The organism is Sporosarcina pasteurii (genome assembly GCF_041295575.1).
In the GTDB taxonomy this organism is placed as follows: Bacteria; Bacillota; Bacilli; order Bacillales_A; family Planococcaceae; genus Sporosarcina; species Sporosarcina pasteurii.
On sequence record NZ_CP160452.1, the window covers coordinates 814235 to 826747 of the forward strand.

Annotated in this window: 12 protein-coding genes; 10 read left to right on the forward strand and 2 right to left on the reverse strand. The window is 38.6% G+C overall.

Annotated elements, in window-relative coordinates; all coding sequences use genetic code 11:
- Positions 1-11 precede the first annotated feature (11 nt).
- A complete protein-coding gene (locus AB1H92_RS03695; RefSeq protein ID WP_115362334.1) occupies positions 12-731 on the forward strand; it encodes a pseudouridine synthase in 720 nt (239 codons plus the stop codon).
- A gap of 49 nt (positions 732-780) precedes the next feature.
- Here AB1H92_RS03695 and AB1H92_RS03700 read toward each other — a convergent pair whose 3' ends face one another.
- Positions 781-996 (reverse strand): DeoR family transcriptional regulator, encoded by a 216-nt coding sequence (locus AB1H92_RS03700; RefSeq protein ID WP_115362333.1) that lies wholly within the window; start codon positions 994-996, stop codon positions 781-783.
- A 320-nt stretch (positions 997-1316) separates the two neighbouring features.
- On the opposite strand from AB1H92_RS03700, the gene dat reads away from it, so the two are divergent.
- Genes dat through AB1H92_RS03715 form a run of 3 tightly spaced genes read left to right on the forward strand, consistent with a single transcriptional unit; the run spans position 1317 to position 4057 of the window.
- A complete protein-coding gene (dat, locus tag AB1H92_RS03705) occupies positions 1317-2168 on the forward strand; it encodes a D-amino-acid transaminase (protein WP_115362331.1) in 852 nt (283 codons plus the stop codon).
- A 38-nt stretch (positions 2169-2206) separates the two neighbouring features.
- The gene (locus AB1H92_RS03710; RefSeq protein WP_115362329.1) at positions 2207-3169 is read left to right on the forward strand and encodes a nuclease-related domain-containing protein; all 963 of its coding nucleotides are present in this window, start codon (positions 2207-2209) and stop codon (positions 3167-3169) included.
- A 24-nt stretch (positions 3170-3193) separates the two neighbouring features.
- The gene (locus AB1H92_RS03715; protein ID WP_115362327.1) at positions 3194-4057 is read left to right on the forward strand and encodes an MBL fold metallo-hydrolase; all 864 of its coding nucleotides are present in this window, start codon (positions 3194-3196) and stop codon (positions 4055-4057) included.
- Positions 4058-4195: 138 nt separating this feature from the next.
- Here the strand turns inward: AB1H92_RS03715 and AB1H92_RS03720 are convergent, their stop codons facing one another.
- Positions 4196-4510 carry a hypothetical protein gene (locus tag AB1H92_RS03720; RefSeq protein WP_115362325.1) on the reverse strand — a complete coding sequence of 105 codons (315 nt, stop codon included), beginning with the start codon at positions 4508-4510 and terminating at the stop codon, positions 4196-4198.
- Positions 4511-5558: 1048 nt separating this feature from the next.
- Here AB1H92_RS03720 and AB1H92_RS03725 point away from each other — a divergent pair.
- From AB1H92_RS03725 to AB1H92_RS03750, 6 genes are all read left to right on the forward strand, one after another.
- A complete protein-coding gene (locus AB1H92_RS03725; protein WP_370475555.1) occupies positions 5559-6611 on the forward strand; it encodes a M42 family metallopeptidase in 1053 nt (350 codons plus the stop codon).
- 140 nt (positions 6612-6751) lie between these two features.
- Entirely contained in the window at positions 6752-7276 is a 525-nt protein-coding gene (locus AB1H92_RS03730; RefSeq protein WP_115362323.1) for a DUF84 family protein, read from the forward strand.
- Between the two features lie 188 nt (positions 7277-7464).
- Entirely contained in the window at positions 7465-7974 is a 510-nt protein-coding gene (locus tag AB1H92_RS03735; protein ID WP_115362320.1) for a hypothetical protein, read from the forward strand.
- A gap of 85 nt (positions 7975-8059) precedes the next feature.
- Positions 8060-8878, forward strand: coding sequence for a DUF1444 domain-containing protein (locus tag AB1H92_RS03740; protein ID WP_172481048.1), 819 nt, complete (start codon positions 8060-8062; stop codon positions 8876-8878).
- A 1-nt stretch (position 8879) separates the two neighbouring features.
- Entirely contained in the window at positions 8880-9485 is a 606-nt protein-coding gene (gene ytpR / locus AB1H92_RS03745; RefSeq protein WP_115362316.1) for a YtpR family tRNA-binding protein, read from the forward strand.
- Positions 9486-9748: 263 nt separating this feature from the next.
- Entirely contained in the window at positions 9749-12502 is a 2754-nt protein-coding gene (locus AB1H92_RS03750; protein ID WP_243835694.1) for a DNA translocase FtsK, read from the forward strand.
- The last annotated feature ends 11 nt before the right edge of the window (positions 12503-12513 follow it).

A 12513-nucleotide genomic window follows, 5' to 3' on the forward strand; every position in this document is an offset into this window, starting at 1 on the left:
AGGTGATTGCATTGCGGTTAGATAAATTATTAGCAAATATGGGATTTGGGTCACGGAAAGAAGTGAAGCAGTTATTGAAAAATGGTGCAGTCCGTGTCAATGACCTAGTGGCAAAAAAGCCAAATGTTCATATTGATACAACTGAAGATATCGTCACTTGTTACGGGGAACGAGTGATTTATCGGGAGTTTATTTATTTAATGATGAATAAAAAGCCAGGCGTACTTTCAGCAACGGAAGACTTGAGAGAGAAAACAGTGATCGATTTACTCAGTGATGAACATCGACATTTCAACCCCTTTCCGGTTGGACGCCTTGATAAAGATACTGAAGGATTTTTATTACTATCTAATAACGGTAAATTGGCACATAATTTATTGTCCCCGAGAAAAAATGTACCTAAAACGTATTACGCGCACGTACAAGGTATTGTAACTGAAGAAGATATTCAAGCCTTTTCAGAAGGCGTAACATTGGATGATGGTTATGAAACTAAACCAGGCAAATTAAAAATATTGAAATCAGATGCAGTATCAGAAATTGAGTTGACGATTACGGAAGGTAAATTTCATCAAGTGAAGCGGATGTTTGAAGCAGTCGGTAAAAGGGTCATTTATTTAAAAAGGCTATCTATGGGTCCTTTACACTTAGATGAAACGATCCCACTAGGCGGTTACCGTGAATTAACAGCAGAGGAACTTCAATTGCTTGAGGATATTGCAGAAGAGTAGAAACAAGGCTGAATCTCTAAGTAGATTCAGCCTTGTTTTTATAGATAAACTATGAAATTACTTTTTTTGATGTCGTTGTCCATTTACCGCGCACGGGGCTGGTAATTAGTTCATTGTATTCTAAAACGTTTAAATCCCGTTGTGCCGTGCGAGGAGTGATGTCAAATTCGTCGACTACATTTTGTGTCGTTACTGTGCCATTGTCAAGGATATACATGTAGACGTCTTTAATGCGGGTAAGCATACGTTCTGTAGCTTCTTTCAACTGTTAAATCACTCCTTTATCATCATATTTCCAAAGCGAAAAGCATGAGACTAGTGAATGGTCTGTTAAACATGTTGAAAATTTTAAGAGCCGCACATCCTTCCTATGATTAGCGAGTATCCTTTCGAAAGTCAACTGACAATTTGACTCTATTTTATTATAGTGAGTTTTGAGTGAAAATTCAATACATAGAGAAAAAAATCTATGTATCTCTTTCTTTTATGTTAAAAACGTGTGAGAATAAAGGAAGGATACGAACTATATTTATGTTAAAAAAACATAAAACAATTCTTTGGGGTATAAATGAGAGGAGTATTGAAATGGCATATTACTTTATTGATGGACAATTTACCAAGCAAGACGAGATAAAAATTTCAATTGATGATCGTGGGTATTATTTTGGAGACGGCGTATATGAAGTTATCAAAGTGTACGGCGGTGAATTATTTACTGCGGAAGAACATATTAGTCGTTTGTTTACAAGTGCTGCTAAAATCAACTTAGCGATGCCTTATTCTGAAGAACAATTAATTGGTGTTGCACGCGAATTAATTGAAAGAAATAATTTGCTTGATGGGCATGTGTATATGCAAGTGACGAGGGGTGCTGCGGCAAGACAACATCATTTTCCAGTACCTGCTGTTCCGGCGGTTGTGACAGCTTATACAATGGAAGGTAGTAGACCAAAAGAAAATATGAAAAACGGTGTGGCAGTTAAATCCGTCGAAGATATCCGTTGGCTACGATGTGATATTAAAAGTTTAAATTTACTTGGCAGTGTATTGGCGAAAGAAGAGGCAAAAGCTGCTGGGTGTGAAGAAGCGATTCTTCATCGTGATGGCATCGTTACAGAAGGTTCTTCAACGAACATGTTTGGGGTAAAAGATGGCGTCGTCAGGACACATCCTGTTTCGAATTTAATATTGGAAGGCATTACTAGACAAGTTGTCTTGCAGCTTTGTGATGAATTAAATATCCCAGTAGAAGAAAAAGCATTTACATTAGCAGAAGCTTTTCAAATGGATGAAGTTTTTTATACATCAACAACAGCAGAAGTGATGCCGGTAATTACGATAGACGGACAGACAATTGGCGATGGTCAAAGAGGGGAAGTTACAGAAAAGCTACAAAAAGCTTTTGCGACAAAAATCCCATCTCTTTGCAAACAGTAATGAATGCGAAGAATGCAATTAGATCGGAGTAGATGAATATGGCACAACTCGTCAAGTTGCTCGATTATGTTTCTAGATATGAAAATGACTTAACGCGTTATCCAACCCAATTTCTCCGACTCAAACAGTATCAATGGAACCGGATGAAGATTCAGTGGGAAACAGGTGCAGAGCATACGTCGTCTGGGTCTGAAAAAGAACGAGAGATGGATGAGGGAGAAGAAAACCGTCAAAATCTATTCGCTTCACTTTTTAGGCTTTTTAAGGGAAGCAAAGAAGAGAGTGAAAAGGATAGTCATGAAATAATCGAAGAAGACGAGAGTTTACATTTTAATCCCAACGTTATATATAACCCCGGATCGATTGAGCAACTACGCCAGCATTATTTAGATCAACTTTTTAATTTTCAAATAAAATGGGCGAGTTCCACGTTAATGGAACAGTCGCGTGTGGCGCCAAAATATATGAGAGATTCGTTATTACGCTCATTTCTCCAAAGTTTACCAGACAGTTATTTATTGTTTTACGAACCAATCATTAAACTACAAAAAGCACCTGTAGAATTAGATATTATCCTAATTACGCCCGTTGAATGCATGTGTATTACAGTGTTAGAAGAGGAAGATTTGGCTGCATTCAGTGGAAGTGGCAGTCGCTTTTGGACCAAAAGACACGGGGCGGAAGAAGTGAAAGTATTAAATCCACTTCTTTCGTTAAATCGAATGACGAAGATTATTGCTCAGCTGTTTAAAGAGCAAGAGATAGACTTTCCGATAAAAAGGTATTTAATATCAAGGAATGGTTATATTGATTATCCAATGGGCGGCTTTGATTTAGAGGTCATTGATAGACGCTATTATGGGGAGTGGTTCGATTCGATTGGTAAGCTCTCCACACCTTTGAAATATGCTCAGTTTCGAGCGGCTCAAGCCATTTTAGATGTAGGGCAAACAACTGCAATTAATCGATTATTAATCGAAGATGATGATATAGCGGAATGACAATAGTAAAAGGGGAGTTTGTAAATGGATCAATTTACATTTCACGATATGACATTAACTTGGTTGGATGGGGGCTTAAACTACTTAGACGGTGGGACAATGTTTGGGCCAGTCCCGAAGATTCTTTGGTCTAAAAAATATGATGTTAACGAAAATAATTTAATTGAATTAACGGCTCATCCAATCTTGATTCAATATCAAAATAAAAATATTTTAATTGATACGGGTCTTGGTAATGACAAACTTAGCGATAAAATGAAACGGAATTTAGGCATTGCGAATGAGTCAAGTGTGGTTAAAGGATTAAATGAACTCGAGTTACAACCAGCGGATATTGATATCATTTTAATGACACATATGCATAATGATCATGCAGCGGGACTCACGAAATGGGAAGGAGAGCAGCTTGTTTCTGTTTTTCCAAATGCTGAAATATATGCATCGCAAGTAGAGTGGGATGAAATGCGCGCACCTAATATCCGTTCTAAGAATACGTATTGGAAAGAGAATTGGGCGCCAATTCAACATCAAGTGAAACCTTTCCAAAAACGAATGACAATTATACCGGGTATCGAAATGATTCATACAGGTGGTCATAGTAATGGACATTGTGTTGTGAAATTAACGCAAAATGGGGAAACGATTTTACATATGGGAGATTTAATGCCGACCCATGCTCATAGTAACCCATTATGGGTGCTTGCTTATGACGATTATCCGATGGACTCAATCGCAGCGAAAGAAAAGTTAATGGAAGAAGGGTTAGAAGGTAATTATTGGTTTAGCTTTTACCATGATGCCATCTATCGCCTTGTAAAGTGGGATGTGTCAGGAAAGAATATTGTAGAGAAAGTGAACCGTTCCAAGTATTCTCATGAAAAGGTTTGATCTTGACCTTGAGTATGATGAGTAAAAAGAATTCCTGTGGATATATCAAGCTATATAACAAAAGCTGACAAAAATAGACAAGTGAGGGAATCGTTAATCATTCCTTCACTTGTTTGAGTATAGTTGCCTTAAAAAGGTTTATAATTTCGTTAGCTCGACAACTGTTCCAGTCTTGGCATTTGCTGCAAACTCAAATTGTTCTAGGTCGCCGTTATGGATACGAGAAATTCCGCCGCGATAAACATCCATTGTAATCATTTTATTTTCGAAAGGTTCGGTTTTCATAACAATCCAAGATCCATCAATGGGTCCTTCTTTTTTAAACTCATCTTTAATATTGTTTAATACAGAATCTGCAGAAATGTATGGATTCGTACGATCTATCGCTTCTTTTACAACAACTCCAACCGCTACACCTGTGAGAATACCGGCAAGGAAATCTTTCAGTTTCAAAATCAAAACCTCCTATGTAGTCTTTTCCATAGTGTACCATAAAAATCAGAACGTCTGATAGTTGAATGAACGAAAAGATTGAGTCATGTTTTTGTGGGTACTATTTTAAGCGGAGGCTTTCTCTTCTTGAATAGTTAGGTATTCCAGTTTTAATAATGCCAAATAAACTATGTTGATTTCCGTTCCGAGCGGACGCGTTCCGTGGGGCGGGAGGTGAGCCTCCTCGTCGCTTCGCTCCTGCGGGGTCTCACCTGTCCCGCTAAATCCCACCGGAGTCGCCGCTCTGCACTCCAATCAACAGAGATTACCTTAAATATAAATTTCTAACGCATATAACTTATATATTTCTTATCGCTTTTTCAGCACTATTTTCAAGCATTTCTTTGTAACATTTAGGCGGTTTACCTTCAATCTGTGTTTCAAGTTTAACTTTCATTGTTCCACTAATGTTTTTATAACTAACCCATCATTTAAGGCAACCATAAACTGAATTAATGCCTGAATGCCTCGTTCAGTAATAATTTCGACTCACTTTGATTACGGTTCTCGGCTAACTAATCTAGCTTTTAAAAGCTGGATTAACGCGTCTAAATAAGTTTATTGAAGCGTTCTAAATAAATCTGTTTCAATCTCTTACAATGTTGGTGGTTTCTAGTTGTTTTTAATCATGTGGGTTCTCCCTGTAGTGTTTTTCAGCAAACTTCACTAAGAGAACCCTTTTTTATGCCTAAAAATCAAAATTATTCTATGTATATACCAATTAATCGGAGTGGAAATCGGCGACTCCTGCGGGAACAGCGCGAGCTGAAAGCCCCGCAGGAGCGCAGCGACGAGGAGATTGAAGCCGTGCCCGCGGAAAGCGTCCGATTGGAACGGAGATTAATTGTGTTATGGATTTTCACCTATCCCTCACAAACATTTTACTCATATGGGCGAAAAGTATTTCGATTTACAAAATAAGATGGAAACTTTCAGAATAATCGTTTACACTAAAGGGCGTATATGAATGATTTGGGAGGCCGTATTCGTGAAAAAAGATACTTTGGACATGTTTAAAACGTTAACAGAATTACCAGGAGCACCTGGCAATGAGCACGCAGTTCGTAATTATATGCGCGGAGAATTAGAAAAGTATAGTGATGAAGTGGTTCAAGATAATCTGGGTGGCATTTTTGGTGTTAGAAAAGGACCAGAGGACGGCCCACGAATTTTAGTTGCTGGTCATATGGACGAGGTAGGATTTATGGTAACTTCCATCACTGCAAATGGAATGATCCGTTTTCAACCATTAGGGGGCTGGTGGAGCCAGGTCTTATTAGCACAACGTGTAGAAATTATTACAGATAAGGGTCCAGTCATTGGTGTTATCGGTTCTATTCCACCTCATCTATTGAGTGATGAAGTGAGGAGAAAACCGATGGATATAAAAAATATGTTGATTGACATTGGTGCAGATGATAGAGAAGATGCAAAGAGAATTGGCATTCGCCCAGGACAGCAAATTGTACCGGTATGCCCATTCACGCCAATGGCAAATAATAAGAAGATTTTAGCGAAGGCTTGGGACAATCGTTATGGATGTGGATTGGCGATTGAACTATTAAAAGAAGTACATGGACAAACACTCCCGAACACTTTGTATTCAGGCGCCAACGTTATGGAAGAAGTTGGGCTTCGTGGTGCACAAGCTTCTGCAACGATGATTGATCCGGACTTGTTTTTTGCACTCGATGCAAGTCCAGCAAACGATGCTTCAGGGAATAAAAACGAATTTGGACAACTTGGGAAGGGAACGCTTCTGCGTATTGTCGACCGTTCGATGGTGACTCATCGTGGCATGCGCGAATTTATTTTAGACACAGCCGAAACAAACGATATTCCATATCAATATTTTGTGTCACAAGGTGGGACAGATGCGGGACGAGTGCATACTGCCAATGAAGGAGTGCCAAGCGCAGTCATCGGTATATGTTCACGTTATATTCACACTGCTGCATCTATCATTCATACAGATGATTATGCTGCCGCAAAAGAATTACTCGTGAAACTTGTGCAATCATGTGATAAGACAACTGTAGAAACAATCAAACGAAACGTCTAATGTAAAGCCGTCCTTTCGCAATTTGGGAAGGGCGGTTTTTTGGGTTCATTAAGGAGTTAATGGTACAGTATAGGCGCGTTCCTTATTTCCTTAGGTCTTAAATAGTATATTTAGCATTTGTTAACATCAGGAGTGAGTAGATGGAATTTATAATAGGTTCAACGAATCAAGCAAAAGTACAGGCGGTTAAAAATGTGATCCGGCACTACTTTCCTAATGCGGAAGTAACAGCGATAGAAGCGAATTCTGGCGTTGCTGCTCAGCCATTTGGGGATGAAGAAGCAATCATGGGAGCGATGAACCGAGCGCAACAAGTGTATTCGAAAGAGAAAAATGTCATCGGTATTGGGTTGGAGGGCGGCGTACGTTTGTTAGGGGAAACGATGTATATTTGTAATTGGGGTGCACTCGTATTACCTACTGAACAAGTAATTACAGCTGGTGGTGCACAAATTCCGCTACCTAACGAAATTGCAAGTGAAATCCATCTAGGCAAAGAATTAGGCCCTGTAATTGACAGATATTTTAAAGCAAAAGGTCTAAGACAAAAAGAGGGAGCAATGGGTATGTTCACTGCTGGTACTGTTTCCAGAGTTGAATTGTTCACGCATATTATGCACCTATTGATTGGACAACTTCAATACAAGATGAACCATGACTTTTGATGATTTTTAAAAAATTCCAAGCGAGCCATAGTAAAAAAGTACGCAACGGTTGCAAGTACTGGGGAACATCTTTAAAATAGAGAAGGAGTTTTAAATAGAGGAATTGAATGTGTAAAAGCGGTATACAAAAGATTTAGAATTAACATTGTATGCTTGCATGCGAACATCATGATTGGAGGAAATACCAAATGTTCCAAACGTGGAAATATATATTCCTAGTATCGGTTGCGGTTTTTTTACTTACGGGTTGTGGTAAATCGCTGGAAGACCAAGCTAGTGAAGGTATAAAAGCTGCAAGGGAAGCTTTTCATACGAATAATAAAGAACAAAATGAAGAAATTGAGGGAACTAAACTTTATAAACCAGTAGGATTCAATATAAGTGACGAATCGGATGCGCAAAATATCGTACTTAATAAAGGAAAAGAAACCTTTATATTATTTGTTAATCCAAATGAAACGAAAGACAGTCAGCTATTTTATGAATTGTTGCATGCCAATGAAGAGGCGCATATTGTTGCTGAGGAGAAGTTTAGTGATGGAGATACTTTTGGTTTTGCCGCAATCGTCAATCATGGGAATGGAACGATTGAATTAATTGCCAGTGTTGGAGGCGCAAAAATCTCAACGCTCACAAACGAGAAGAATGTCGTTCGAAATTTAGAAGCGATGATGCAAATTGTTCGATCGATTCGCTAAGTGTGAGATGAAATAATAATTTAACGAACGGTCGCCTTTGAATTCAGGGTAGTGGCCGTTCATTTTTATGAATGAAGGAGTTGGAATGGTGAAATCTAAAGAACTTGTGGAAATACTTAAGAAAAGATTACCAAACGAGCATTATGAATGGCAATATGAACAAAAAGCAGATAAATTAAGATTAGATCATATCGGTCTAAATAAAGGAATGGAAATATCACTTCCTGAAATCATCCGCAAATATAACCAAAAAAAAGAAGCAGCGATAGATGAAGTGGTTTATACGATTAACGCAACATTTCGAGCGATGGAAATAGAAAAAGTGAAGGGTTTTAAAGACCAGAGCACAATTTACCCAGTCATTCGTTCCACTTCATTTGCAGAACAGACTTCCGCTGGTCATCGTTTTGTTATGAAAGATCATACAGCTGAAACGCGGATATATTATGCATTAGACTTAGGTGAAACGTATCGCCTTATTGACGAAAGTATGCTTGAAGAATTAGGGAAATCGAGAGAAGAAATTATAGAAATTGCTTTGTTCAATGTACGCAGTTTGTCGACTAAAATGAAAACAGATGAAGTTGCCGGAAACATTTTCTATTTTGTAAATAATAATGATGGATACGACGCTAGCCGCATATTAAATCGGGCATTTCTAGCGGATATGGCAGCTAAAATAGAAGGGGATATGACTGTTTCGGTTCCACACCAAGATGTGTTAATCATCGGTGACATTCGTAATAAAACAGGGTATGATGTGTTAGCACAAATGACGTTGCAGTTCTTTACGAATGGAATTGTTCCAGTCACGTCATTGTCCTTCGTTTATGAAGACGAGCAATTAGAACCAATATTTATTATGGCAAAAAATCGTGTTGCACGGAAGAAAGGAAAAGAATGATATGAATTTATTTTATAATGCGAACGGTGTAGGCGATGTACTACTTGTTCAATTAACAACAAACAATCCAAAAAACGTAAACATTACTTCTCACAATGATGTTGTCCTCATTCAAAACGCAGAAACAAATGAAGTTGTTGGTTTCAATTTATTCAAAGCAACTTCTTACGTAGAAATAGAAGGTAATGGGCAGATTGAGTTAACAGAAGAGATTGTTGAGAAAATACAACTTGCCTTAACTAAAAATGGCGCTGAATTAGTGTTAGATGTAGATCTTTCGCCTAAATTTGTGATTGGACAGGTTATGCGAAAAGAGAAGCATCCAAATGCTGATAAATTAAGTGTTTGTACAGTAGATGTAGGGGATGAGGAACTGCAAATTGTTTGCGGTGCAGCAAACGTTGCGGAAGACCAAAAAGTTGTTGTTGCAAAAGTAGGTGCGGTCATGCCATCAGGAATGATTATTCGTGATGCTGAATTACGTGGTGTTCCATCTACGGGGATGATTTGCTCAGCTTCCGAGTTAGCTATCCCGAATGCTGAGGAAAATGTAGGAATTCTCGTATTAGACGATAATGCGATTGTAGGCGAAGCGTTTCGTGCATAAGAGTTGTCGAGCCTCAAAGAAGCAGGTAAAGAAGTTTTCTTCTTCACCTGCTTTTTGATGATTTACTGAAAGCAAATTTGTTTTTTAAAAGAACAGGTTGAATACTAGCGTTATTTCTCTAGTATAAAATTACTTTAGTAGCCCTCCTTTTCTTGTGAGTAAAGAAATGGATTGGCTGGTACGTTCCTCTTATTTTGAGATATAATTTGATTTCAATGTGAATAAACTGCTAAAATAGACTAATCGACATGGAAAGAGTGATTATGTTGAAATGGTTTAAAACGTTGACAAATCGCCTGTTTGGCGAAGAAGTTGAAGAAAAACAACATGTAGAAAATATGGATGATCAATATAAAAACGAGAACAATCCAAGCGAACAAAAGACAAGGCCGGCATTCCGCTTCCCGATAATTACGGATGCAGAAATTTATGGTTGGGATGAGGACGATCTGGATGATTATCCACGACAAGTTGCCCCATCTTCTTCCAATCAGGAACTAGATGATTATGAACCTATTCCTCTATATAAAAATGAGAGATGGCCATCCCAGAATGTCCAAGTAAACGTACATAGAGCTAGTCAGTCACCAAGAGAAAAAGTAATTGAAAAAGAAGAAGTAGTACCGGAACAAGTAGAAAGTCCTTCTAGCGATACAACTGATACTGCTAGCAGAAGAAAAACGTCAGATCGTTTCGTGCCGACGAAGGTACCTTCTCCGATATACGGTTTCTCACCTCCTAAGGAGCAACACAGCGTTGATGAAGATGAGAAAAAGACGGAACAATATACACTTCATCAAGAGCAAAGTGCACAGGAGAAAGAATCGAAAAAAGAAATTTTACAGGATAATAAAACAGAGGAAAGAGGTTTTATTCAAGAAACTACACGATTAGGTGTAGTGGAAGAGGAACCGGAAGATCCTCAAGTAAATGTAAATCTCGCTATTGAAGAGAGTGAAGCACCTCAGGTGAACGAGGAATTAAGTCAGTATCCAAAACTCGAAGATTCACCGAGAAATGAAATTCAATCGCATCCAGGAGAGTCCATTCAAGATGAGTTAATCAACCAACAAAAAGAGTTAGAACTAAATCACGAAGATGAAATGCTTCAAATGGAAGAACAATCAACTCAGATTGAAGAGCAACATCAAGATGTGACAGTTTCCAATCAAGCCGGTTCAGTAAGTTCCCTAGAGAATGCTGTTTCACCTATGGTAGAAGCAGAAACAGTTGTGGAAGAACAGGCATCGCATCAAATAAATGATAAAGTACATCCGGAGAAAAAAGAACGAATTGAAGAGCCCGCAATGACTTGTCTTGAAGAGCAAGCGGAAACTGAAAAGAGCCTTCTTCAAAATAACGAAGATCACAAGAGCGAAGGTGCCGCAACAATTGAAACAGAACAAGTAGCTGAGCAAAAAAGAGAGAGAATCGTTCCTTTTAATGTCTTAATGCTAAAATCAGATAAAGAGAAATTAAAATCAAAGGAAAAAGAAACACCAAGAGTAATACCAGTGCAGCCGAGTGTGCAAGACAATCAAACAATCGAAAAAACAGAAGTGGTCGTCGAAGACAAAGCGGAAGAAACTCCGGAATTTGAACATTATGTATTTCCATCCATCGAGTATCTAGTTCCGCCAGAATCGCAAATTGAAGATACGGAATGGTTAACTTCTCAATCCGAAAAACTAGAAGAGTCTTTGTCGCATTTTGGCGTGCAAGCAAATGTCATTGATGCTGTGCAAGGACCTACTGTCACACGATTCGAATTAACAGTCGGTCAAGGGACGAAAGTGAGTCGTGTTCGAAACTTAACAGATGATTTAAAACTAACACTGGCGGCGCGAGATATTCGAATCCAAGCACCAATTCCGGGGAAAAGTTCAATCGGCATTGAAATTCCAAATCGGAATGCACGTGCTGTACGTATTTCAGAAGTGATTCAAACAGACTCATTTAGAGACTCTGATTCTCCACTAGAGGCTGTATTAGGCCTAGGACTAACAGGAGAACCTGTAACTTTGGATCTTAGGAAAATGCCGCATGGGATGATTGCTGGAGCGACAGGCTCTGGTAAATCTGTTTGTATCAATTCGATTTTAATCAGTTTGCTTTACAAGGCATCTCCAGCTGAATTGAAAATGATGTTAATCGATCCGAAAATGGTTGAATTAGCGCCATTTAATGGGATTCCACATTTAATTAGCCCAGTCATTACAGATGTTAAAGCGGCAACTGCTGCGTTAAAATGGGCCGTCACTGAAATGGAACGTCGCTATGAACTATTGGCGCATGCGGGCGTAAGAGATATTGAAAGATATAATAAGCAAGTTTTGGATAATCGACAGTTTTCATTGAAAATGCCTTATTTATTGATCGTTATTGATGAGCTCGCTGATTTAATGATGATGGCACCGAGCGATGTTGAAGTTTCAATTAGTCGAATTGCACAAAAAGCGCGCGCTTGTGGTATCCATTTAATTATTGCAACACAACGTCCTTCAGTTGATGTGATTACGGGGATTATCAAAGCAAATATTCCAACACGTATCGCTTTTTCAGTTTCCTCACAAGTCGATTCACGTACAATGATTGACACAAATGGTGCTGAAAGATTACTCGGAAGAGGTGATATGTTGTACGTAGGGAATGGAGAGTCTTCCCCTGTGCGCCTGCAAGGGACATTTGTCACGGATGACGAAATTGAACGTATAATAGAGCATGTTCAAAATGAAGCATCTCCGACTTACTTGTTTGGGCAAGAAGAATTGTTGAAAAGTGCGGTAGATGAAGAAGAAGATCCACTGTTTTTAGAAGCTTGTCAGTTTATTTACGAACAAGATAGTGCATCGACTTCAATGTTACAAAGAAATTTTAGCATCGGTTACAATCGCGCGGCTAAATTGATGGATCGGCTAGAAAAACTAGATTTTATATCGCCACAACAAGGTAGTCGAGCACGTGATGTTTACTTAACTGAAAGTGATTTAAATGAACTTAAAGAGACAATTCTATAGATTAGAAAATG

Bases quoted from the DNA above. Each gene is read 5' to 3' on its own strand.
- dat (WP_115362331.1), top strand. From the start codon at position 1,317: ATGGCATATTACTTTATTGATGGACAATTTACCAAGCAAGACGAGATA.
- AB1H92_RS03710 (WP_115362329.1), top strand. From the start codon at position 2,207: ATGGCACAACTCGTCAAGTTGCTCGATTATGTTTCTAGATATGAAAAT.
- AB1H92_RS03715 (WP_115362327.1), top strand. From the start codon at position 3,194: ATGGATCAATTTACATTTCACGATATGACATTAACTTGGTTGGATGGG.
- AB1H92_RS03725 (WP_370475555.1), top strand. From the start codon at position 5,559: ATGTTTAAAACGTTAACAGAATTACCAGGAGCACCTGGCAATGAGCAC.
- AB1H92_RS03730 (WP_115362323.1), top strand. From the start codon at position 6,752: ATGGAATTTATAATAGGTTCAACGAATCAAGCAAAAGTACAGGCGGTT.
- AB1H92_RS03735 (WP_115362320.1), top strand. From the start codon at position 7,465: ATGTTCCAAACGTGGAAATATATATTCCTAGTATCGGTTGCGGTTTTT.
- AB1H92_RS03740 (WP_172481048.1), top strand. From the start codon at position 8,060: ATGGTGAAATCTAAAGAACTTGTGGAAATACTTAAGAAAAGATTACCA.
- ytpR (WP_115362316.1), top strand. From the start codon at position 8,880: ATGAATTTATTTTATAATGCGAACGGTGTAGGCGATGTACTACTTGTT.
- AB1H92_RS03750 (WP_243835694.1), top strand. From the start codon at position 9,749: ATGTTGAAATGGTTTAAAACGTTGACAAATCGCCTGTTTGGCGAAGAA.